Here is a 23,344-nt window from a genome sequence, read left to right on the forward strand (position 1 = left end):
CGCGAAGGCGATCGGAGTCGCAACGCGGGGATTCATGCTGCCGCCGATGTGATGGTGTCATGATCCGGTACGCCTTCATCACCGTTACGGACTGGAATTTCTTTCCCGGCACACTTGCGACCGTCAGCAGCGTGCTCGAATTTCACGCGCAGACGACCGTATACGTCATCAATAACGAGCCGCGGCGCGTGAGCGAATCACAAGCCGACTGCCTGTCCAACGACCCCCGGATACGCCTGATCGACTCATCGGCCTTCGCGCGCGATGGCCGACATATCGATGCATGGGAGCTCAAGGCCTATTGCATGTGCGACCTGGCCGAGCGCGGCGACTTCGATGTGCTAATCGGCATCGACTCAGACTGCGTGCTTTGCTCCGACGTCGATCGCGAAATCCGCATGTGCGCCGAGTCCGGCGGCTTCGTGGGCGGAGCGGACGGCGATGGCGCGCACTACAACGACACCTACGCGGCCTACGGTATCGACACGCCGGCGCACAACGCGCGCTACATGAGCACGTCCTTGTTCTTTTGCGCGGTTAACCCGGCGAATACCGCGATTGTGCGACGCTGGGCCGAGTGCTGCGCGGCGGCGGTGTTCAACGGACTCGGACCTTATCCTGGGCACGGCGACCAAGGCGTGCTGAACGCCGTACTTTATGCCGCCAACCGGTCGGCGAGCGTCCACCTGCTCGACAACGCGCTGTGGAGCCAGCACGGGATCTACTGGCAATCGACGATCGACTTCAAGCACGGCGCTTTCATCAACCACGCCGCCGGCAGACAAAGACAGCGGGCCTTCCATTGCGGTGGCAGCGACAAGTTCTGGGCCATCGAGCATCGCGACCACGTGTTCGGCGCGCATGCGGGCCAGGTCTATCCTTATGTCTGGTTCCTCGCGATGCTATGGTTCGGACGCTGCCGGAACTGGTCGGTCGATCCGTTCCAGTACCTTCCGCCGGCAGCACATCACCTCGCCGACGATCTCGTCCATGCGCTGCCGATGATCCTGCAGGTGTATCCGGTGGCGCGGCAGCGCTGGGACGCGCTGACCGACCGCATGATCGATCGCCTCCTGAACGGTATTCCGCGCGCGATGAGTCTGGGCGAGGGCAGCATGAACGAAACGATCGAACTCGTCGCGTCCTTCCCCGGCGTTCGCCGATATGTCGAGCTCGGTAGCTACGAAGGCGGATCGGTCCTCGCGCTCGGATTGCGATTCGCCAATCGCGACATCCATTTCTATTCGGTCGAATCGTTCGCGGGCAGCCTCGACGGCACGATGGATGGACACCGGCTGCCGTCGCGCAGCGCCTACCTGACCAACTTGTCGCGGTTTCCGTCGTTACGCGTGCAATACGTGCCGGGCGATTCGGCGAGCGCCGCCGCGTTGTTCGCGGACGGCAGCGTCGACATGCTGTTTATCGACGCGAGCCACGAGACCGACGCCGTGCTTCGCGATATTGACGCATGGCGCGCGAAGCTGAATCCTGACGGAATCATCGCGGGCGACGACTACGGCTGGCCATCGGTCGCGCGGGCGGTCGCGCAGCGCTTCCGGGAGATTTGCGTGTCGCCCTCGGGCTGCGTCTGGTGGACGCGGGCGAGCCCATGAGAAAGCTCATCCTGCGCAACGGCCAGTCTCCCGGCGACATCGTGATGCTGACTGCGGCCGTGCGTGACCTACATCGAACCTATCCTGGCGAGTTCGAGACCGACGTGCGCACGCCATGCCCGGAGATCTGGGAGAACAACCCGTACATCACGCCCGTCGCCGACGATGACCCGTCGGTCGAGACCATCGACTGCGAATATCCGCTGATCCATCGCAGCAACGTCACGCCGTATCACTTCATCCACGGCTTCATCGAGCACCTGAACGAGCGGCTCGGGCTGGCGGTGCGTCCCACGGAATTTCGCGGCGACATTCACCTCTCGGACCTCGAGAAGAGCTGGACTTCTCAGGTGGGCGAGATTGTCGGCGAGCAGTTGCCGTTCTGGATCGTGGTCGCGGGCGGCAAGAATGATTTCACGGCCAAGTGGTGGGACCCTGTCCGCTATCAGCGCGTTGTCGACTATTTCTCCGGGCACGTGCTGTTCGTCCAGGTGGGCGAGAACGGCCACGTGCATCCGCGGCTGCGCGGCGTCATCGACCTGCGCGGCAAGACCAGCCTTCGCCAGCTCATACGGCTCGTCTATCACTCGCAGGGCGCGCTGTGCCCGGTAACGATGATGATGCACATGGCCGCGGCGATCGAATGCCGGCCCGGCCTGCCGCGCAACCGGCCGTGCGTCGTCGTCGCGGGTGGTCGCGAGCCGCCGCAGTGGGAGGCCTATCCGCATCACCAGTTCCTGCATCGCGCGGGTGCGCTGCGCTGCTGCGACAACGGTGGATGCTGGCGGTCACGCGCCGTTCCGCTCGGGGATGGCGACGAGAAGGATGCGCCAGAGAACTGCTGCGTTGACGTGGTCGGCACGCTGCCGCGCTGTCTGGACCTGATCACGGCGGAGGACGCCATCCGCGCGATCGAGGTCTATTTCGCCGGCGGCGCCGTGGCATATCTTACGCCGGACGAGCGGCGCCGCGTAACGGAGCTTATGCGCTGAGCGGCAGCGAGCGTGGCTAGGGATTGTCGCTTTCGATGTTGAAGACGGCGTCGACGAACATCGTGTCGCGGATGTAGTGATGCACCTTGAGGAGGGCCGTGCTGTCGGGCGCGGAATTGCTATTGCTCGCCAGCGGCGGCAGAGGCGGCACTTCCTGCAGCGTCGGCAGGTCGCCTGGGAAATTGCTCCAACTGGTCGATGTCGGCAGTTGGACATAAGTTTTCGCCGTCGTGCTTGCCGGAACCCCGCCTTGCCAATAAGCCCGCAAGCGCTTTCCGTGCGGATCGACCAGTATTTGCGGCGTCGAAATTTCGCTGTCGAAATCCCAGACCTCGATGATCTTGCCGTTGTTCGGATCGGCGGCTGCATCGGTCAGGAACTTGTTGAGATAGACGCTCCCGTTGCTGAGCGTGGCAACGATCAGTTTCTTCGGTCGGGTGCAGATGCCATTGACGATGTTCGAATTGATGTCCTGCAGAATGTCGTGAATGACGTTGAACCACTCGCTTGTGGACAGCGTGTACTGAGCCTGCGTCAGGAACGGGAATATGGTCAGCCGATTGGCGGGCGCTCCGGCCCGGATGGCATCGACCATCTGGCCGCCGAGCCGATCGACGTAGGCAAACAATTGCTTCCAGTCCGTCCCACCGCTGGTGCCGGTCTTGGCAGGATAGTCCTGGTCCCTGTAGCCTGCCTGTCCAGGCGTTGGGTGGAAATAGAGGACGACATAGACGTCTGACGACAGATCGAAGCTGTCCGGATTGGGGATCGCGACGCCGAACCAGTTGGGTACTACGCTCACCGCGTTGCCTGTCGGCTTGTCGCGAAGCTCATAGAGAAATGCCTGATAGGCCAGCCCGTTTGCGTGCGTGAAATCGAGAAGCGTGTTGGGCTGGACGGGCACGCCATCGACGACCAGTTTGCTGTCGATCGTCTGCGCACCGGTGCCTCGCGTGAAGTTCGCCTGCGCGGCGAGTTCGATTCGGGTCACCTGAAAATCGCTGCTGGGCGCTCCTAACGGCTCGGTGCACGGCTGCTCGCTGCTGCTGGAGCTCGACGAACTGCTCGAGCTCGGCAAACTGCTGCTCGAATTCGATGAACTGCTCAAATTCGGTGGACTGCTGCTCGAACTCGACAAGCTGCTCGCGCTCGGCAAACTGCTGCTCGAACTCGACTGCGCACCAGGTATCGACGAACTGCTGAGCGCAGAAGAATTGCTGCTGCTCGATGGCTTCGACGAGGTGCTGCTCGTACCCGATAACGAAGAAGATGAAGGTACGCTGCTGCTCGACGACAGCATCGATGAACTGCTCGGCGGAGTGAGTCCGCTGCTCGAGCTGCTGCTGCGCGGCACGTAGCTGCTTGATCGTCCCGGCGGCGCTGAGCCGCTGCTACTGCTGCTTCCCGGCGGCGGGTGGACCGGCGCGCATGGCGGCGCGCAGCAATTCGGCGGATAGCCTGGAAAGGGCGGGAACGGTGGATAGGGAGGAAACGGTGGATACGGCGGATAAGGTGGAAAAGGAGGGTATGGCGGCGCGGGAGCAGTCGCTGCGCCTCCATCGGTGCACGACAGTCGATCGACGCACCGCCCGACCTCGCTTTGCAGGCGTTCGATTTGCAGCCGCAATTCGAAAACATCGCGTTCGCGCTCCGCGCGCTCGCGCCATTTGCCAATATCGCGGCGAAGTCGCTGAATCTCGATCAGCAGGTCATTGTCGCAGCCGCTGCTGCAGCTCTCCGGCGGCGGTTGTCCGTCATCGTCGTGGCCGCAGCAATCGCGGATGTCGTCTTTCAGCCCGACGATCGCGTCACGCAGGGTGTCGATCGCATCGAGCAGACGCGATTCCGGCGTCTCGGATGGCGTGCCCGAAGCGCCCGACGATGGCGAATCGCTGGCATCCGGCGCCGTGGAGGAGGCACCGAGGCGGCGCGACGTGCTGGATGAAGACGGTATGTCGGGCATCGGCTCCTCTCCCGTAACCACAGGTTAATTGACGATCACCTGGGGGACGCTGCTCGAACTGCTACTCGATGGCGGCATAGAAATCACGACGCGTCGCCAACTGCTCAGGCTGCTGCTTTGCGTCGACGATGACGGCGGATTGACCACCCGCGGTGGCGCGGGTACGGGTTCAGACTCAGCGGGTAGCGGCGGCGAACTGCATTTGGGGCATCCGCACGGCGCCGGCGCGCAACAGCAATTCGGCGGATACGGAGGAAATGGTGGATAAGGCGGGAATGAAGTGTAGGGAGGGTACGGCGGAAATGGCGGATAAGGCGGACTCGGCGCGCTCGAGCAAGTTACGCCGGTCACCGGACCCTCCGGACGGGCGCGGAGGCATTCGACCATGTAGCGCAGCCGCTCGACTTCCCGACGCAGGTCGCTCAATCCGCCATCGTGCTCGTGTCCACCTGCGACCGCGCTGCCGCCCTGGACCATCGCCTTGAATTCTTCGCGAAGCTGCATGAGACTCTCGCGTACCGCGCGTCGAGCGTCGATTGCACCTTCACCGGCGGCATCTTTCGATGACATGTAATCCTCCGCTCACGCGAGCAAAAAAAAGTATAGGGTATGGTCTAGGATATTGAAAGGTCGTTGAATTGCCGCGCAGCGCGAAGCAGCGATCGCGCTGAATACCGGAGGAGTGCCAAATGTCGCGAACTCGCCCGAGGCCGCCGTATCCGCCCTTTCCTCCCTACCCGCCTTATTCTCCCTATCCGCCGTATCCGCCTCATCCGCCCTACCCGGCGAATCCGTGTCAGCCATGCTCGCCGGCGGCCGATGCGTCAACGCACCCCGGCGATGCAGGCGATTCGCAGACTGGCATCGCTGCGCCGCCGGAGCAATCGTCTGACCCGCAAACGCCGGAGAGCGAGCAACATGACGGAAGTCAACCGACGTCCGACTCGACAAGTGTTGAGCCGCCCCCCGACGTACCATCTGCCCCCCAACCGCCGCCCTCCTCTGAAGACACGCCGATCACTCCCGGACGGATCTCCGTGCGACGGCCAGACGATCTGCTCGTGTTCGACGCGACCTTCAGCGGCTTTGTGCTGAAGACGGATCCTGCGCGACTCGTACGCTCCGCATCCGATGCATTCATCGTCATCGAATTCCCGCCGCAGAGCTTCGGCGAAGAAGCATTTCTCGAATCCGCCGGGCAGAAGTTCGATACGCCGCCCAAGGATGAAACGACTGAAGTCTCGGACGATCCACGCTATCCGAAGAAGAATGTTCCGGGAGACGACGAGAAGCCGCCGACAGCATTGCCGGCGGCGCGCGTGCGAATGGCCGGGCCGAGCCACGTGGCGGTGACGATGCCCGCAGCGCTTTCCACGACGGGCTACGACGTCGCGAGCCTCTTGCGTGCATTGCGCGACTGGCCGATGCGGCTGGACATCAATGCGGTGGCCGACCGCACCATCGATCTGGATGCGCTCCTCAAAGCCGCGCGCGCCGATGGCGTCGAGCAACTGACGATTGCCGCCGAGCCGATCATGGCCGCAAGCGCGGTAACGAGCGCGCCGGCTGTCGCCCCAAGTCCCGTCAGCGGCGTCGCGGGAGTCGACGATCTCGCCGCGGTCGCCGAAGCAGGCGTCCTCGCGCTGCAGCGTGCGCCGCACGAACCTGCTTCCACCGTGACAGCGCTGGAATTGCCCTATCGCGTCGTGACCTCGCCGCTTGCGCCGGCGCGGTGGCAGCATACGATCGCTCCTGTGGTGCACCGGTCGAGCACCGAGCTGTGGCACACACGTCTCACGACGAGCACCTCCGGGGCCGGCGCGGACATCGCGAGCCGGATCCGTGCATTGTGGTCGCCGGACTATCGCCCGAAGGAGCGAATGGACGAGTTGCTGGCGCTGCTCGTGGCGCCCGGACCGCCGGCCGATCCGCCCCAGCCGAACCCCGATCTCATTCGCATGAGTCTCGATCCGCTCGATCGTTCGATGCTGGTCACCGCGATGTCCGGGTTCGACGAAGAGATCGCAGGCGGCACGGCCTATCGGCCGATATCGAGCGAAGCGAAGCGGCTGCATCTGTCGGCGCTCGGTGCATTGCTAGATGCCGAGGGTACGTGGACGCGCACGCCCGAGCACATCGATTTGCAGCAATGGCGTCACGTCGCCACGCTCGGGCGCGACCAGTACGTGCGCGTGATGTATGCGGGCTACCTGTGGCCGTTCGGGCATGCTGCCTCGCTCATCAAGGTGACGGAGCGCAAGTTCGAGTCGCTCGACGGCAAGCTCTCGCAACGCGTGGCGCTGCTGCGCCAGCGCTTTTTCGTTGCGGTGCGCGAGCCCGTGCGGACCTACAACGGCGCGAACCACGAATTTCAGGGGCGCAACTTTCCATTCACGCGCGTTGAATTGCTCACCCGCGTGACGCCCGATCTGAGCGACCCGGGCGTCGGAGACAGTGCGCTGCAACCCGGGCACGGTGTGACAAAACTCTATGACGGGCTGTCGCAGCGCATGCTGTTCTGGGCGACCGTTCCAGCCGGCGGCGCCAAGCTGGCGGACGTGCCCTTCGACATCACAGCAATTGACATCGCCGGCCGGCCGGTGACGTTCTCGTTGCCGTTGCTGTTCGTCGGCAAGCTCGCCGATGCGAACCGCGCGGCAGACGTCTGCACGTCGTATAACGCCGCGCCCGCGGCAACCAAACGGCGCGCGACGACGGGCGGCGCCGTCGTCACCTATGCGCCGACGGGCCCTGCCGACAAGAGCGACACCGCGCTGCCGACTCAGACACTCGCATTTCGCGCAGCGGCACTGAAGTCGGGCACCCCCAAGGTTTATCCCGAGATCGAGACGGCGCAAGTCGGCATCAAGCCGATCCAGAAGCTGCTCGGGCAGCAGGATTTCATCGCCGAGGTCGCCTATCCCGACTTCTACGCCTCGCATGGATTCGATCCGGCGAAGAACGCTGGGCAGATCTTCCTCAAGCTGACCTCGTCGAAGAAGCTGCCCTTCGGCGGCTCGCCGCAGGACGCGAAGAGCGACACGCTCGGCGCATTGGCGACGCCGCAGATGAGTCTGCTCGGCCTCTCGAAGATCATGGGGCCGGTATCGGGCCAGGACGCCGGGACGGCGCAGCAAGTCGAAGACGGATTGAAGACCGTGAGGGACGGCGCCTTCGATCCCACCCAGTTCTTCCAGGACGCGACACTGCTCGGCGGCATCAGGCTCGCCGAGATTCTTCCGTTTGCGAGCAGCCTCGCCGGCACCGATGTTCCCAAGATGGTCGCGCACGATTTTCCAGATCGCGTCGAGGCGCGCTTCGAGTGGTCTGGCGGCGTCACGAAGAGCGATCAGCTCAATCTGCTCATTCCCACGGCTGACACGAGCAAGCCGCCGACGCGCCTGACGATGAACGGCCTCATGACCACGCCGCTCGATCCTGCGGCGAAGCCGAGCGCCGAAGCCACCGCGACCCTGACGAACTTCAAGCTGAACCTGTTCGGCTTCATCATCCTGTGGTTCGAAGAGGTCGCGTTCACCGCGAGGAACGGCCAGAAGCCCGATGTCACGGTGCAGCTTCGCGAGGGCGACGACGCCGTGTGCTTCGGCGGGCCGCTTGAGTTCGTCAATGATCTGCGGCGGTTCATTCCCGCCAACGGCTTCTCCGATCCGCCAGGGCTGGCCGTGACGCCAAGCGGACTGAGCGCCTCGTATTCGCTGACCCTGCCTTCCGTGGGCGTGGGCGTCTTCGCGCTGACGAACGCTTCGCTCGGCGCGGCGTTCAATCTGCCGTTCGATGGGAAGCCCGTCTCGGTGAAGTTCAACTTTTCTAAGCGCGAACAGCCGTTCAGCCTCACGGTATCAATGCTCGGCGGGGGCGGCTTCTTCGCGATCGGCGTGTCGGCGCGCGGCGTCGACGAGATCGAGGCAGCGCTGGAGTTCGGCGCCGCGATTGTGATCGATCTCGGCGTTGCTTCCGGCGGCGTCGAGGTCAAGGCCGGCATCTACTTTCACTGGCTCGAGGTCATCCCGAACCAAGGGTCAGTCGAGCTCGCCGGTTACGTTCGCATCCACGGCGAGTTGACGGTCCTCGCGATCATCTCGGTGTCCCTGACCTTCAACCTCCAGATCGGCTATCTGAAGGCCGACGGAAAGTCCATGGCGTATGGCGAGGCGACGCTCACGGTCGAAATCGAGATCCTGATGTTCAGTGCGGAGGTCTCGGTGAAATGCCGTCGTGAATTTGCCGGTGGCGCGGCCGATCCGCGCTTCCTCGACCTGATGCCCACACCGCAGTTGTGGGCCGATTACTGCGCCGCATTCGCGGACGAGGGGATCTGATGGCCCGCCAATCGCTGGTCTGGACCGCGCTGCCCAACGGCTACACGCCGGACCGTACCGGGCTGCGCGTTTCGGTAATGCTGTCGCCACGCCTCGATGCAGAAGACCCGCTCGGCCAGTCGCGCAAGCTGAGCGAGTTCTTCCCCGACTGGGAGGACTGGCCGAACACGCTCGCCGACGCGCGCTTCGAAGTCACCTACGGCGGCGAGACCCGATCGATTCCAACGACCGCAACTACCGGGCCGGATCGAATCGACGACACCGCGGGCGTCGCGGACTCGGCGGTGTGGAAGGCGCTGTTCGACGCGAACACCGGCGTGAAGACCTTCGCCTATCGCGATCTGTCGCCGTCGTTCGTGCTGTCGTACGACGCGCTCGCCATGGCGGAGACCGTCGCGAACCTCTACCGCGATCTCGCTCGGAGCGCGACGGACCGCATGCCGCGGGTCACCGAAGTCCTCGACAGCGAGCCCTGGCGGGCCTTCATGAACGCGGTGGCGCGGCTCGATGCTTCGTCGGTCGACCGGCGCACGGGCCTTCGCGATCCCGCCCGGCAATTCGAGTCGCTTCGCAATTCGCGCACGGCGAGCAATCTGCAGCGGTTCCAGCTCTTCCACACGCCGCCGGCGTCACCGGTCGTGAGGGACGTGACGCGCGTCGATGACTCGCGCGTGCAGGCGCGATGGCTCGAACACAAGCGGACCGATCTGCCCAAGCGCGAGGACATCGGCGCGACGATCGACTTCCATCAGATCGTGGCCGCGATGGGCTCGTATCCGACGCTGCTGCGGCGGCTCGGGCTGGTCGTGGATCTCGTGCTGGCGCCCGCCGGCTTCGCCCTGTCCGCGGCGGCCGACCTGTCCGTCAAGGTGGTATTCCCGGCGGGCGCGCTGCTCGTGCCGCGCGGCGCCGACGGGAATCCGGCCACGCGCACGCGGCTCTCCAACCCGCAGTTCGATGCAGTGCCCGATCCGGCCTCGGACGTGCAGCTTGCAGACGGCCTGCTCGACACCACGCCGCCCCGATTCGGGCTGCTGCAACTCGACGTCGATGGAGCGGGCCTCAAGGCGATGAACTTCGCGCGCTCCCTCGGACGCCGCTCCGATGTCGAGGCGCGCGTCGATCCGGTGACGCGCCAGGAAGACGAGATCGGCGCGTCCTCGCTCAGAACGGCCGGTTTGATGCTCATACAGCATGCGCGCAGCATGATCCTCAAAGACCGCTTCGACGCCAACAAGACGCGCAATACACAGCTGGAATCGCAACTCGGCGGCGCGTCCGCCGCTGTGGTGACCTTGCACGCACAGGACCTCGTGCGCGGCTACCGCATCGACGTCTGGGATTCGGTGACGCGCCGGTGGCACTCGCTGTGTCGGCGCAACGCGCGCTACGACCTCGACGACGGCGCCGTCACCGTCGAGGTCGCGCCCGAGGAAGAGACCACCGTGCGCCTCGCGGCGACGCGCTCGAGCGATGCCGCATCGAATGCCGACTTGTTGTACCTGCACGAGGCGCTCGTGTCCTGGATCGGGTGGAGCCTGGCCGCGCGCGTGCCGGGCCGCGCGATCGGCGTGGACGACAGCGTCGACAAGACTAGCGACGACAGCGACGCCGAGGTGCCGCCCGGGCTGAAGTTCAAGTCATCGTTCTCACCGGTGAAGGGATCGCTGCCGCGCCTGCGGTTTGGCCGCTCGTACTGGATCCGCGCGCGCGCAGTGGACCTCGCCGGCAATTCGCTGGACCCGTTCGAGAAGGACTACGGCAATGAGAAGCCGTCGACACACGCGCAGCCTTATCTGCGCTACGAGCCCGTTGCCGCGCCGGTGATCGCGTTGCTGTCGGAGTCCGGCACGATCGGCCGCCCGCTCGAAGGCGAATCGATGGCGCGCGTGGCGATTCGCACGTTCAATGACACGGCCGCCGACAACACGGTGCTCTCGGCGCAGGTCGCGCATCGCGTCGCCGCGCCGGCGCAGGTGAGCCTGCGCGATGCCGAGCAGCATGGAATGCTCGACGCGCAAGGCAAAGTCGACGCAAGCCTCTTCAATCTGCTCGCGCACCAGAAGGACCTCGATCCAAGCAATCCGGCTGCGGCGATCCGCGAAGAGAAGCTGCTCATGCAGGGGCCGCTCGATGCGCAAGCCGTCGAGACGACTTACGCCGTCTACGAAGCGGGACGCGCGCTAACATATCTGCCCGATCCACTGGCCGTGGAGGTCGTGGTGCGTGTGTTCGATCATCCGAACATCGCCGATTCGGACATCATCCGCATTCCCCTCTATACGAAGGACGTCTGGCCCGATGCCCAGCCGTTCGTGATCGACGTCTACGACGATCCTAACGAGGCGCCGCACTACGACGAGACGACACACCGCCTTCGCGTGCCGCTGCCCAAGGCGGTAAGAGCGAAGCTGCGGCTCTCGATGAGGCTGGCGCCCGACACACTCGCGTTGCTCGGCGTATTCCAGTGGCTGACCGCGACCGACCAGGACGCGCAGCGCGACCGTGCGCTCAAGGGTCAGCACTGGATGCTGACGCCGTGGACCGTCGTCGAAGCCGTGCATGCCGTGCAGCGTCCGCTGCTGAACCCTGACTTTGTCATGCTGTCGGTGCTCGATCGCTCGCCGGGGCAGACGTCGGCGCAACCGCTCATCCATGCACGCTGCAGCATCGACAGCACCGATCGCCTCGATCTGTACGGCGAGTGGCACGAACCCGACGACGATGCGGCATCGGCCGAGAGCGCGAACGGTCCCAGCGACCGGCAGCGGCGCGATGTCGCGTTTCAGGTCAAGGTGACGGGCCCCACGCACTATGCGAGCGATGGGGTTGCGCCCGGCGTGCCCGAGCACACCATCACCGCCACGGACGTCATCGCGATCAACGGCGCCGTGCATCAGCGGGTCGCGTCCAAGGCGCACGAATTCCACGACACCCGCTACCGTCGCATCGAATACTGGTTCGAAGCAACGACGCGATTCCGCGAGTTCCTGCCACCGAGCCTCCTGACGGCGCTCGTCGACGGACAGCGTGTGCCGAGCGTGGAGAACATCAAGGTCACCGGCGCACGGCAGGTGACCTGGGTCCCCAATTCGGCGCCGCCGCCCGCGGCCAAGGTGCTATACCTAGTGCCGACGTTCGCGTGGCGACGCGAGCTCGACGAGCACGGCATTCTATCGAGCTGGCGGCGCGGCGGCGGACTACGCGTGTACCTCGATCGCGGATGGAACGCCTCCGGCTATGGCGAGATGCTTGCGGTGGTGCTGCCGCCCAAGGGCTTCGCTGACGATCCCGACACGGCACCGGCGGGCGCGCCGTACAAGAAGTACGTGACGCTCTGGGGCAACGACCCGATCTGGGACTCGGCCTTCGTACCCGCTGTGGCACCGGCGCTCGCGCATTTCCCGCGCGCGCGCACGGCACCCGATCCGACGGGCGCGTGGCTGCCGCCGAACGCCCCAGTCACGGAAAGCGATCAGCGCCCCGGTGCGTTCCTCGTCAACTCGCTGCGCCCGGGCGGCTCGCAGGCCCGCACGGGCGCCGTGGATGTTGCACCTCACGACGTCTTCTACGACGACGAACGGCGGTTGTGGTACTGCGACATCGAGATCGAAGCGGGCGCGTCGTACTTTCCCTTCATTCGGATGGCGCTCGCGCGCTACCAGCCCACCGCGAGCCCGGGCGCGCACTTGTCGAACGCCGTGCTGAGCGACACCATTGCGTTGACGCCGGACCGCTGGCTGAACGTCACGCCGGCGGCCGACGACCGCCGCGTGCGTGTGGCCGTGTTCGGCGCGAGCTTCGACGGGTCGAGCGGGCATGACGAGGCATCGCGCGCGCCCTCGTCGGCGCGCAGAGGTCCGGTGACGGGCCTCGTCGAACTCGCGAGCCCGGCGTCGGTCGCCGAGCGCACTGTCGTCGAGGTGTGGCTCGAACGCCTCGATCCCCGATGGGGCGACGACCTCGGCTGGCAACGAGTCGGCGACGCGCTCGTGACGCAGCGCGTGCCGAGTCCGCAACCATTGCCCAGCGACTCGCCGGTAAGGCTCGAGTCCCTGCTAGGTCGCGCCGTGCAATTCACAACCTCTGCCAGAACGCCCGCTCCCGAACCTTTTGGAAGCCAGGCACATCTCGTGACCAACCAGGTGATCGACAAGATCCAGCTGTGGCAGACGCTCTGGGAAGGCGATGTCGCGTTTCCGCCATCCGATGGTTCACGGCATCGGCTCGTCGTCGTCGAGTACGAGGAATATCTGGTCGACGATGCGCGTCCCTACGACACGACACCGACACGCAAGGACCGGCGGATTGTGTTCGTCGAACATGTCGAACTCGCGTAGCGCGGACGGCGCTGTGCTGGTCAGCGCCTTTGCTGCGGAATGACCGATATTTGAGTGGAAGGGTCTCTCGAACGTCTGCATTGCGCGTTAGGCGAATGACCGCAGATGGCCGGGTCTTGCCTGTTGGGTATCCGCAGGACACCACCCGTCCGAGTCAGCCCCGTTTCGCAAAAGCACACCCTCCGCTACGAGCCAATTATCTCGGCGAAGTGGCAAACTCTCGTCGACAGCAACCCGCATTTGTAAGGTCGCTGGGGACGCGGGTTGTCGCGTCATGGCAAAACGCCTATAATGAGTGGGCATTTTGCCGATATGGAGCCTCGATGGAAACCATCGCTTTTATACCGACCGGCGCCGGAGATCCGCGCCGCGCGGAGTTCGCGTTTCTCGAACGCCTGTTGGCAAGCCGCATTCGCGGCGACGCTGACCTTGCCGACCTGGCTCATGAACGGGTCGACGTCGAGGTGATTGATCGACTCAGTGCGCAAGGCCTCAAGGCAGACGAGTTGACCTTCATTATCCCGCGGCGCACGCTGACGCACCGTCGACAGCAGCATGAACGACTATCGACGGAGGAATCCGACCGTGCCATTCGCCTGGCCAGAATTATCGCGCAGGCGCATGCGGCATTCGGTGGCAACGACAAGGCGATGCGTTGGTTGCGCAATCCACAAAATCGCTTCGCTGGTCGCAGCGCTCTTGTGATGGCGGGTACGGAACAGGGCGCCCGCTTGGTCGAGGAGGCGCTTGTACAGATCGACGAAGGGTATTTCGCTTGATGGTGCTCTGGCGGATCAGTAATTTCGCCGATCTGAAAGGAGTAGGCGGGCTGCGCGCCCCCGGGCGCTGGCATACCACGGGACGACCAGTCGTTTATCTGGCGGAGCATCCCGCCGGCGCGCTTCTGGAAACGCTCGTTCATCAGGAGATCGGCTCCGCCGCTGACCTGCCCGACACCTACCGATTGTTGCGCGTGGAGGTCGGTGAGCGAGTCAAGATCGCCGAGTTGGGAGAGGGCGCACTGCCCGAAGACTGGCGCGAAAATCCGTCCTGGACACAGGCTTCTGGCAGCGAATGGCTTCAGGGAGGCGCCACCGCGTTACTCAAGTTGCCCAGCGCTATCTTGCCCTTCGCATTCAATTACATTCTGAACCCGCTACACGAAGACGCGACCGATATCAGCGTAAGCATGGTCATCGATGTGCGTCATGACCCGCGGATCCTGCGCCTGTTGACACGAGCTTAGTTCGGTAGGGCTATGCTGCGGTTCGTCTATGCGCGGGCTATGCCGGCGTACTCCGCGACGGAGCGATCGCGGCGCGGCCCGCAATTGACTTGGCAACACGCAGCGCCATTTTTTGCTGACTCAGGCATGCTCATGGTGGGCCGTTGTTCGGGCGGAGCCGACGTTCGAACGTCCGCATGAAAGCGTGAGCCAACGTCCGTAGGTGGCCGGTTTGAGTCGGATGATCACGCGGTCCACCAGCATCTGCGGAGAATGGTACTGCTCTGCTCACCGCCATTTGCAAAATTCCTTCGGGTAGAGCTCAGCGCTCTGATCCAGGTCGCCCGTCGCTGCATAGATCAACGGATGGCCAGCCGGGATGAGCACCGCTCCATCGACCACTCGACCCATTACTAGCCGATGATCCCCAGCCTCGACGTCACTGACTACCTGACAGTCGAAGAAAGCTAGCGCGCCGTGCAACAGCGGTGCGCCCGTCCGGCCTGCTCGCCAGCGTATCCCCGCGAGCTTATCGACCGTGCGACCCGATTGTGTCCCGAAGTGCTTGGCCAACGCCTGCTGTTCCGCCCGCAAGACATTAATTGCGAACACCCGGCCGCCCTGAAGAAGCGTGTAAGACGCATGCGCCGGGTTGATGCTGATCGCGAGAAGTAACGGGCGAAAGGAGACTTGTACGACCCAACTTGCCGTAAATGCATTCCGGCGATCGCCGTCCGCAACGCCGATCACGTGGACGCCTGTCGTCAGATGCCTGAAAACGTTCGCGATGCCGTCACTCATAGCGCTTCACCTTTGGATCCCGTATCCTCCGAGCTAGGTCCGCCGCGACGAAAAGAAGCTGGGCCGCAAACCGGGACTCAGGGGGTCTCGATTCCATTGCGCGTCCGATATCGACAGCGACCGCCTGGCGGCTACCAACGTGATATCGTATCGTCGCCTTAGCTACCTTGCAAATGCGCGCGCCGATTCTCCCTTGCCCGCCTGTTGCCATCGTGAAGGTCACATGCCGTCGACCCGTAGCGGACGGTTGGCCTGGTGGCAGCCCAGAGGCAGATCCCAATCCACAACCGTCATTCGTGGCATCGGCGAACGCTTGTGATTCATACTCGGCTGCCTATAGCAAAACCCTTCCCCTGAAGGTCTTTGAAACACAGCTTGATAAGACATCGAGCGACCGAACGCTATCACGAGGTGACCGACATCCTCGTAAAGCCTGCTGGAAAATCGTCACCAATGGGAATATCCCGCGCGGAGCACCCCTGCGACGCATCGGTTACCGGTTCTAGTATGCGCCAACGCGGCCTGCATGATTTAGAAGAGATGATTTGGAGGAGACGATTTGCCCGCGAGAAGCCACGGCCGGTCAGGGCAGGTCCAAGCGAACCTTCATTTGCAAAATCAACTCCGCATGGCTATGACCGGCTATGACCTGCGTAGCTGTTATCACGTCGGAAGTGCTCGCCGCCAGCTTTTCGCTTATAAATCGCTGCCTCCTTGCCAGGAATCCGGTAGTCTATGCCCCTCCAGTTGCGCAGATACAACCCGTCACTATGGGTTGTCCAGTCTGGCAAATGGTTTCGTAGCCGCAATAAATCGGCTAACAACTCGCTGACCGTGGCGCATCTCTTCTCAACCCGACACACTGCAGCCCTCAAAACCCTTTTGACGGAATTTGGAACGAAGAGCGGAACCGTGCGCAAATCAACAAGCGTGCCCCGAACGATCTTTTCTTGGACTAGGGAGTCAACATACTTTGACTTTTCATAGTCTCCTTGAATTCCGTCAAGCGCGGATCTTTGCTTCAATGTCATATGAGACAACAAATCATTTGACAACTTCCCCCCCGAAAAGCAAAAACCCGATGATCCCAGCCTGATATATATCAGAGGAAAAATTGAAAAAAGCGTTCTCTCCAATAGCTTCGGGTGGGCGGTAGAGAATGCTGTGCTTGGATGCCGGCGCAGCGCCGGTTTTTCTGTCGATCCGGCGAACGGACCCAAAGTCTGCGATCAATATCGAGTCATTGTGTACGAGCAGATTTTCAGGTTTTAAGTCTCGATGCACAAGTAGATTAGGTTCTGTGTGCAATGCGGCAATGCCAGACAAAAGCTGGCACAGCATCTTATGGGCAACTGGGAGAGAAACGTCAAACGAATCTAGATATTGCGAAAGGTCCCCGTCGCTCGCAGCCGGCGTCACGAAATATGAGCTGTCTCTACCAACCTTTCTCGCGTCATAGACCTTCAAGACGTTTTCGTGATTGATCTTTGCAATGATGGCTGGCTCCTGATCAATATCATTTTCTCCATGAAAATATATTTTGATGGCAACCTTCTTTTGGAGCACAGTATGTCGACCAATGAGAACGTAGCCATTAGCACCAGAATCATTGAAAGCGGCAATTTCAAATTCAGGAAACTGCTTAAGTGCACTTTTGACGTCGTCGGGCAGGTCGGAATTGTCTAAAGGCATGGCTTAGTTTAAACCTTCGTAAGCCAAGTCATACGCCTTGCCGAGATCGGAGGTCGCGGGGCGGTGAATCTTCTTTGCTGACTCTTTCCGTTCCGTTGCAGCAATAGTTGCAGCGTGGAAAAATACCAGGAACGACGCTGTGACCGTTTAACGTCGACTTCAATTTCGCGGCTTTCGTGTTTGGTGCAATCGCCGATGCGTGTCGTCGCTTGCCACGGAAATCTAGTCGACTTCAGCAACTGAAGCTTCCGGTCGCGCTCGGCGTTCAACCGCCATCATCTGCGAGAAGCGATGCCTGTGCGAGATCGTCCTTCGGCATCGCCTTGGCCTTCGTGACCCGCGGCGGCAGGGGAAACGGCTCTGCATGCATCGCTTCGACCGGGTAAAGCTGCAAAAACGACCGCGCCTCGTCCGTGCTTTTGCAAGAGAGCCAGTCCTCATATTCGGTCGGCGGAATGATCACCACCGACCGCTTCTCGGCACCCGGCCGATGAAATCGCTTCATCAGCGGGTGGTCGTCGGCGTTCACCGTTAGCATCGTAAAGCTGGTGCTTGTTGAGCCGTCGGCAGGGTCCCTCCACTCACGCCATAGCCCAGCGATCGCGAGCGGACCGCCATCGGCCATGCCGATGCGCCAGCGAACTGCCTTGCCGGTCTCGTAGTCGGGCTCGTAAAAACGGCGACATGGGATCAGAGCGAGTTGCAGCTTGTTCCAGGCAGTGCGGAAACTGGTCTTCTGCCCGACCGACTCCGATCGGGCATTCATCGTATCAAACGCTTTCACGCCCTGCGGGATGAACTTGCGGGGGACCATGCCGAACGTCGCGGCGTCAGTCAAATACTCACCGTCGATGCGGCGGAAGATCGGCGCAGCATAGTCCTTGTATATTTCCGGCTTGTAGTCGAAGTTCGGGACGGGAAACAGGCTGAAGACGTCGAAGCGGTCTTTCGGATTAGACTCGTAGCTGGTGCACACTTTTTCTCACCCTCCGTTGCCAGAGTTTCATAGGTAACGGCTCGCCATACGCCCTGACTTTATCCTGTGAAGGCTTCTGGCGCCCGAGGCCGTGGCACCCATTTTGCATGAACTGCCCGTTGGCCATGCCGCCCAGCAGGTTCTAGCCGCTATTCAGCGGCATCGAGCGTGGCCGGCCAGATACCTGCGAGAGGTGCCTATGGCTGCCCGTTCGATCGCGTCGATGACGCTCAGTTTCGGTCTCGTTTCCGTGCCGGTGAAGGTGTATACAGCGACCGAAAGCAAGTCCGGCGTTGGCTTCAACCTGATGCACAAAGACTGCGGCACCCGGCTGCGACAGCAGTACGTCTGCCCGCACGACGGCAAAGTCGTCGAACGCGCCGACATGGTCAAGGGCTACGAGTTTGAGAAAGAGAAGTACGTGATTTTCGAGAAATCGGAACTGGAGGCGCTCGAGGCGAGCGCGAGCCATACGATCGACATCGTGTCGTTTGTGCCAACCGAGGCAATCGACCCGATTTACCTCGACAAGCCCTACTACCTCGCCCCCGACAAGCGCGGCGGCAAACCGTACCGGCTACTGCAGGAAGCCATGAAGGACAGCGGCACTTGCGCCGTAGCCCGCTGGACCTGGAAGGGCAAACAGCACATGGTGCAGGTGCGCGCCGGCAACGACGGTTTGATCCTCCAAACCTTGCTCTACGCGGACGAAGTCCGCTCCCAAGCCGATATTGGCATCGAAGAAACCGACATCCAGCCCACGGAACTGCAGCTCGCCGAGCAACTGATCGAGCAGTACCGCGTAGATAGCTACGACGCGGCAGCCTACAAGGATGAAGAGAAGGAACGCATCCTGGCCGAGATCGACAAAAAGATCGCGGGCAACAAAATCACCGCCGCGCCCGCCGTCGAACAGCCTGGGGCGCAAGTGATCGACCTCGTTGAAGCACTGCGCGCCAGTTTGAAGAGAAAGCCCGTCGCAGAACAACCGGCGGCGGCACCCCGCCCGGCGCGAAAGACAGCCCGAGCGGCCGCGCCCACGCCAGAACCGGCGGAGGAAGCGCCGGCCCCAAAACGCCGCTCAGTTCGACGTGCGGCCGAAGATCAACCCGCACCAGCACGCAAGACCGGCACGAAGAGGTGACATGCCTGATCATGGCTACAGCCTCCGAGAAGTGCAGCGCATGCTGGGCGTCTCTCGGAGCGTCGTAGAGAAGCTGGTCGCGGCCGGTTTCGTCTCTCCAAGCGGCGAGCGGCGCGACTGGCGTTTTACCTTCCAGGACATTGTCATGCTCAGGACCGCGCACGCCTTGCGCGTCGCGGGCGTGTCGCCTTTGAAGATCGTCCGCGCACTCGATCACCTGCGCAACAGCTGGGGACATAAAGGGTCGCTCACCGGTGTGCGCATTGCGGCCGTCGGCGACCGCGTTGCGGTGAGGGACGACGCGAGCCGCCAGTGGGATGCCGAGACCGGTCAACTGTTGCTGGATTTTGACGTGAAACCCGCCGCCCCAAACATCGCTTCGCTGCAGGCGCCGCTTGCAAACAAGGCTCGCGAAGTCGCCACCGACCTCTTTCACCGCGCCCGGTCGCTAGAGGACGAGGACATTGACGCGGCCGAATCTGCATATCGGCAGGCGCTTGCCCGCGCCCCCGACTATACCGACGCGTCGTTGAACCTTGGCGGCATCCTCGTCGACACCGAACGGTTCGACGATGCGATAGCGGTCTACCGCAACGCCCTTCGCTATCAACCGGACGATCCCGTATTGCTATTCAACATCGGCGTCGCGCTGGAAGATGCTGGGCGCTTCCGCGAAGCACTGCGGTCGTACGAGCTTTGCGTGGAGCACGCGCCCGACTTCGCGGACGCGCATTTCAACGCCGCGCGAGTCTACGAGGAACTCGGGGAGCAGGCAGGCGCGATCCGTCATTTCAACAGTTTCCGCAAGCTGCAAAAGCCGTAATGCAAGGAGGCAGTGTTGGTCATCGAATCCCTCTGGTTCCTGATCGTCGGGGCCCTGATGATCCTCATGGCAATCGGCCGCAAGTTTGTCGAGCGCTTGCCGATGACCGGTGCGATGGTTTATCTCGTCGTCGGCTTTTTGCTCGGCCCTGCGTGCGCCGGGTTGCTGACCATCGACCTCCAATGTGATGTCGCGCTTTTGCGCACGCTCACCGAGGCCGGTCTGATTGTGTCGCTGTTCGCGATCGGAATGTACCTGCGAATCGACCTTTCGAACCCGCTTTGGCGTCTGACGCTGCGCCTCGCCGGCCCGGCCATGCTGATCACCATCGGTGCGTTGTTCGTTGCAGCGTACTGGGGACTGGGGCTTGCCGCAGGACCTGCTCTGCTTTTGGCATCTGTGCTGGCGCCGACCGATCCTGTCCTTGCAAACGAATTGCGCGTCGAGGAAGCGGGCGATGATGAGCCCCTGCGCTTCGCCTTGTCATCAGAGGGTGGCCTCAACGACGGTGCGGCCTCGCCGATGGTCTACATCGCGCTCGCGCTTTGCGGTGTTCACACGCTCGGAAGCAGCAATCCGTGGACGTTTGCGCTTGCGATCGCATGGGGACTGGCGAGCGCCGCAATCATCGGATGGGCGTTGGGAACAGGCATCGTGGTCCTCGTGACCAAGCTGCGAACGCACTACGACCATGCGCTCGGTCTGGAAGGATTTCTGGCGCTCGGATTGGTTGCGTTGGCGTATGGAGCGACGCTCATTGTCGATGGCTACGCCTTCATCGCGGTGTTTATCGCAGGCGTCGCGCTACGCCGCCAGGAAATGAAGGCGACTGGCGAAAAGCCGCCGAACGAGGTATTGGAATCGGTTGAGCGTGGCCAGCGAGAAGAGGCGGCCAAGGACCCCGAACTGGCTCACGCCTACATTGCTGAGAACATGATGGGATTCTCGGTCGAAATGGAGCGCTTCGTCGAACTCGGCTTGATGGTCATCGTCGGCAGCGTCGTCTCCGCGCACTGGCAGGAGCTTCTCCACTGGTCCGTTATCTGGCCGGTCCTGTTTCTGTTCTTCGTCGCGCGCCCGCTGGGCAGCAGCCTCTCGCTTGTTGGCTCGTCGATGGATCGGCACCAGCGCGCGCTTTCAGGGTGGCTCGGCTTACGCGGCGTCAGTGCCTTTTATTACCTGCTGTTCTCGTTGGAAAAGGCAGGCAGCGCGACCGTCGCCAACCTGCTGCCCGTCATCGTTGCGGCGATTGTCCTTTCCGTCTTTCTACACGGTAGCAGCGCGACGATACTGCTCGACCGGTACCTGAGCAAACGGTAATCGGACAGGAACAAGACTTGCTGGGCGGTTGGCAAAAGTGACCTCCGGAGAATGAGATGGCAGACCAGCACAAGCCCGGCGAGAAGGTGCAGACCTCGGGTATCTACAAGGTAGTGAAGGAAGGCGACGGCGAGTCGGAGTTTGAGGTGACGTGCGTCGAGGGCGAGCATTTTCCGCCGACCCGAAGCGGCAAAGGCGCTCACTATGAACTCGTCCACGCGGCCACGCACTCGCACAAGCACAGCGAACTCGGCAGCGGCGACTAACTGCGGATGGCGATCGTGGGCGCAAGAGGAAAACACTGGCTGATCGCCTTTGCGTCGGCATCTGTGCTCGCCGGTTGCGCCGTCCGCGAGATGCCGCCCCCGGGCAGGTACCTCACGGACCGCGAGTGCCACGACCTGACTGCATTGAAGACAAATGCAAGCCCAACGATGGCCGAGCACCAGTCAGAGTTAGCCGCGTTGCGAAAAGCGGGATATGACCCATCCCCCTTCTGGGACGACCCCTACTATCCCGAGGACCTGCAGGCCGCGCAGCGCCTCGTCGACTACTGGTTCCAGACGGAATGCCTGGCAGCACGGACGCAGTGACCAGTGAACGACGCAGACTGGATCGCAACGAGGAACACGCGGCAATTGGCAATCGGCATCAGCAAGGCCCGCGTGATTCCGGGCTCGCCAGCAAAGATCACGTTTGTCCTGCTGAACCGATGCGAGTGGGACTTTGAGGTCGTCAGCAGCGCGTTTGAAATCAAGCGTACGTACATCGGCGCACGACACGCTCTGCCGAAACCTGGGTGGGGTTACGCCGTCACGGACGCGGTGGAGCCGGGCACGTTGCTGCCAGCGCGCAGCGAGCTTTGGACGACGTTCGGGGCGGACACACGCACGACATTTCACGGAGCCGTTCCAGCGACGGCACCAGCTCCGCGTGAGCCGCACTATTACTTCGCCGGGCGAATTCTGTATCGCCGGTTTCGCCGCGAACTGCTTGAGACCAGCTTATACCGCCGACTTGCGTATCCCGAGCTCGAATGTTCGATCATTGAGCCGAACGATGCGGGCCTAAACAAGGAAGGCAGGGTCGTCTTCGCCTCAGTCTGATTTGCCCCACGCGCTAATGGTCACCGGATCAGTCTTACTTGCGTTGCTCGATCTCTCGGGGTGGCCATGTTGCGGTGCTCAGGGATCCATCTTCGGCTTCAGCGACCGGTCCGAGCCCCTCTCCGAACCATGGCACCTGCGCGCGCAGCAACGCAAGGTACGCGTCCCACCCGGATTGATTGCCGGCGAATAGGTCATGTTGAACCGTGTACGCCAAGAGCTTGCGATTTAGCGTCGGCTCAAGCAACTCCTTGGTCCAGAGGAAGAAAGCGGTCGCTGCTCGCGCAGCGTAGTCATGCGGCGTCAGATGCGGCGTGACGAGGCCCAGTAACGGAAAGCCGGCGAGGGATTCCTCATTGGCTGCCGCCTCGCCGATCGTTCTGTGTCGCTCAGCGCACTTCAAGACGCAGCCGATCGATTCCACCACGTCACCGAAATGCAGCAGGAGCGCTCGCCGCTCGTTGGCGTCTTTCGGGCTGGCAGGTTGTACTTCAATGCCGTCTCGTTGTGTTTCGCCCATCTCCCCTCCCTTCGCTCATGAGAACGCGGCCGACGGCCTCGGTTGCATTGAACTGGCTAGGATCAAGAGCAAGTCACGCGCCTTGGCGGGCGCCACCAAGGAAGCGCTGAAAAACACGCCGGAGTTCCAGCACAACAAGGTCAAGCCCCCGCCCAAACCACACGAGCTGGGGGACGCGCAATAGACGCAAAAAAGACGAAGCCCCAACCGATGATCGGGCCGGGGCTTCGTCTACTGCGACTGCGTCAACTTCCTACAACGTCTCTATACCGCCGGACAGCAACAACTTTCCAGTAACGACTTATCTCTTGGAGCGGAGCGATGAAACCCGAGACGCACGCGCGGCAACCGCTTGTCCGGATAGGCGTAAGGTTGGGCCGGATACTCGGTGACTGCCATTGTGCGACTCGTGCTTGCGTTTCATCGCCACAGAAAGAAGTGTACGGGGCCAGCGGCGATTACCAAGCGTCGAACAGAGGCATGAGTAGC

20 protein-coding genes are annotated in these 23,344 nt (G+C 62.5%); 15 read left to right on the top strand and 5 right to left on the bottom strand.

Annotated features, from left to right (window positions below):
* Positions 1-59: 59 nt before the first annotated feature.
* Both AWB66_RS27220 and AWB66_RS27225 read left to right on the top strand, forming a co-directional pair.
* The gene (locus AWB66_RS27220; RefSeq protein ID WP_087633189.1) at positions 60-1,613 is read left to right on the top strand and encodes a class I SAM-dependent methyltransferase; all 1,554 of its coding nucleotides are present in this window, start codon (positions 60-62) and stop codon (positions 1,611-1,613) included.
* Positions 1,610-2,605 carry a glycosyltransferase family protein gene (locus AWB66_RS27225; protein ID WP_087633216.1) on the top strand — a complete coding sequence of 332 codons (996 nt, stop codon included), beginning with the start codon at positions 1,610-1,612 and terminating at the stop codon, positions 2,603-2,605. The genes AWB66_RS27220 and AWB66_RS27225 overlap by 4 nt, the downstream gene beginning before the upstream one ends.
* Before the next feature lie 16 nt (positions 2,606-2,621).
* Here AWB66_RS27225 and AWB66_RS33785 read toward each other — a convergent pair whose 3' ends face one another.
* Positions 2,622-3,596, bottom strand: coding sequence for a hypothetical protein (locus AWB66_RS33785; RefSeq protein ID WP_159462950.1), 975 nt, complete (start codon positions 3,594-3,596; stop codon positions 2,622-2,624).
* 34 nt (positions 3,597-3,630) lie between these two features.
* Between AWB66_RS33785 and AWB66_RS33790 the strand changes: the two genes are divergently transcribed.
* The 7 genes from AWB66_RS33790 (at position 3,631) to AWB66_RS27255 (ending at position 14,494) form a co-directional block, all read left to right on the top strand.
* Positions 3,631-3,963 carry a hypothetical protein gene (locus AWB66_RS33790; RefSeq protein ID WP_159462951.1) on the top strand — a complete coding sequence of 111 codons (333 nt, stop codon included), beginning with the start codon at positions 3,631-3,633 and terminating at the stop codon, positions 3,961-3,963.
* Between the two features lie 354 nt (positions 3,964-4,317).
* Positions 4,318-4,596, top strand: a complete 279-nt coding sequence (locus tag AWB66_RS33795; protein ID WP_159462952.1) for a hypothetical protein — start codon at positions 4,318-4,320, stop codon at positions 4,594-4,596.
* Positions 4,597-4,836 (top strand): hypothetical protein, encoded by a 240-nt coding sequence (locus AWB66_RS33800; protein WP_159462953.1) that lies wholly within the window; start codon positions 4,597-4,599, stop codon positions 4,834-4,836.
* Between the two features lie 769 nt (positions 4,837-5,605).
* Entirely contained in the window at positions 5,606-8,908 is a 3,303-nt protein-coding gene (locus AWB66_RS27240; protein ID WP_125469793.1) for a hypothetical protein, read from the top strand.
* On the top strand, positions 8,908-13,248 hold the full coding sequence (locus AWB66_RS27245) for a hypothetical protein (protein WP_087633192.1): 4,341 nt from the start codon (positions 8,908-8,910) through the stop codon (positions 13,246-13,248). Before AWB66_RS27240 ends, AWB66_RS27245 begins: the two co-directional genes overlap by 1 nt.
* 323 nt (positions 13,249-13,571) lie before the next feature.
* On the top strand, positions 13,572-14,027 hold the full coding sequence (locus AWB66_RS27250) for an antitoxin Xre/MbcA/ParS toxin-binding domain-containing protein (RefSeq protein WP_087633193.1): 456 nt from the start codon (positions 13,572-13,574) through the stop codon (positions 14,025-14,027).
* On the top strand, positions 14,024-14,494 hold the full coding sequence (locus AWB66_RS27255) for an RES family NAD+ phosphorylase (RefSeq protein ID WP_087633194.1): 471 nt from the start codon (positions 14,024-14,026) through the stop codon (positions 14,492-14,494). Before AWB66_RS27250 ends, AWB66_RS27255 begins: the two co-directional genes overlap by 4 nt.
* 267 nt (positions 14,495-14,761) lie before the next feature.
* On the opposite strand, the gene AWB66_RS27260 is transcribed toward AWB66_RS27255, so the two are convergent.
* From AWB66_RS27260 to AWB66_RS27270, 3 genes are all read right to left on the bottom strand, one after another.
* A complete protein-coding gene (locus tag AWB66_RS27260) occupies positions 14,762-15,274 on the bottom strand; it encodes a flavin reductase family protein (RefSeq protein WP_087633195.1) in 513 nt (170 codons plus the stop codon).
* Positions 15,275-16,318: 1,044 nt separating this feature from the next.
* On the bottom strand, positions 16,319-16,966 hold the full coding sequence (locus AWB66_RS27265; protein WP_087633196.1) for a protein kinase family protein: 648 nt from the start codon (positions 16,964-16,966) through the stop codon (positions 16,319-16,321).
* A gap of 265 nt (positions 16,967-17,231) precedes the next feature.
* Complete coding sequence (locus tag AWB66_RS27270; protein WP_087633197.1) at positions 17,232-17,942, bottom strand: SOS response-associated peptidase; 711 nt, start codon at positions 17,940-17,942, stop codon at positions 17,232-17,234.
* A gap of 199 nt (positions 17,943-18,141) precedes the next feature.
* Here AWB66_RS27270 and ku point away from each other — a divergent pair, with 199 nt between their 5' ends.
* The 6 genes from ku to AWB66_RS27300 are packed head-to-tail and all read left to right on the top strand — an operon-like array spanning position 18,142 to position 22,335.
* On the top strand, positions 18,142-19,086 hold the full coding sequence (ku, locus tag AWB66_RS27275; protein WP_087633198.1) for a non-homologous end joining protein Ku: 945 nt from the start codon (positions 18,142-18,144) through the stop codon (positions 19,084-19,086).
* Between the two features lies 1 nt (position 19,087).
* Positions 19,088-19,909, top strand: a complete 822-nt coding sequence (locus AWB66_RS27280; protein WP_087633199.1) for a tetratricopeptide repeat protein — start codon at positions 19,088-19,090, stop codon at positions 19,907-19,909.
* A 12-nt stretch (positions 19,910-19,921) separates the two neighbouring features.
* Positions 19,922-21,229 carry a cation:proton antiporter domain-containing protein gene (locus AWB66_RS27285; RefSeq protein ID WP_235021251.1) on the top strand — a complete coding sequence of 436 codons (1,308 nt, stop codon included), beginning with the start codon at positions 19,922-19,924 and terminating at the stop codon, positions 21,227-21,229.
* A gap of 56 nt (positions 21,230-21,285) precedes the next feature.
* Positions 21,286-21,495: a YjzC family protein gene (locus AWB66_RS27290; protein ID WP_087633201.1), complete on the top strand. Its 210-nt coding sequence runs from the start codon at positions 21,286-21,288 to the stop codon at positions 21,493-21,495.
* Between the two features lie 6 nt (positions 21,496-21,501).
* Positions 21,502-21,822 carry a DUF4148 domain-containing protein gene (locus tag AWB66_RS27295; protein ID WP_087633202.1) on the top strand — a complete coding sequence of 107 codons (321 nt, stop codon included), beginning with the start codon at positions 21,502-21,504 and terminating at the stop codon, positions 21,820-21,822.
* 3 nt (positions 21,823-21,825) lie between these two features.
* Positions 21,826-22,335 carry a hypothetical protein gene (locus AWB66_RS27300; RefSeq protein WP_087633203.1) on the top strand — a complete coding sequence of 170 codons (510 nt, stop codon included), beginning with the start codon at positions 21,826-21,828 and terminating at the stop codon, positions 22,333-22,335.
* A gap of 34 nt (positions 22,336-22,369) precedes the next feature.
* Here AWB66_RS27300 and AWB66_RS27305 read toward each other — a convergent pair whose 3' ends face one another.
* Positions 22,370-22,855, bottom strand: a complete 486-nt coding sequence (locus AWB66_RS27305; protein WP_087633204.1) for a hypothetical protein — start codon at positions 22,853-22,855, stop codon at positions 22,370-22,372.
* Positions 22,856-23,344: the final 489 nt, after the last annotated feature.

Source organism: Caballeronia telluris (assembly GCF_001544495.1).
Classification (GTDB): Bacteria; Pseudomonadota; Gammaproteobacteria; order Burkholderiales; family Burkholderiaceae; genus Caballeronia; species Caballeronia telluris.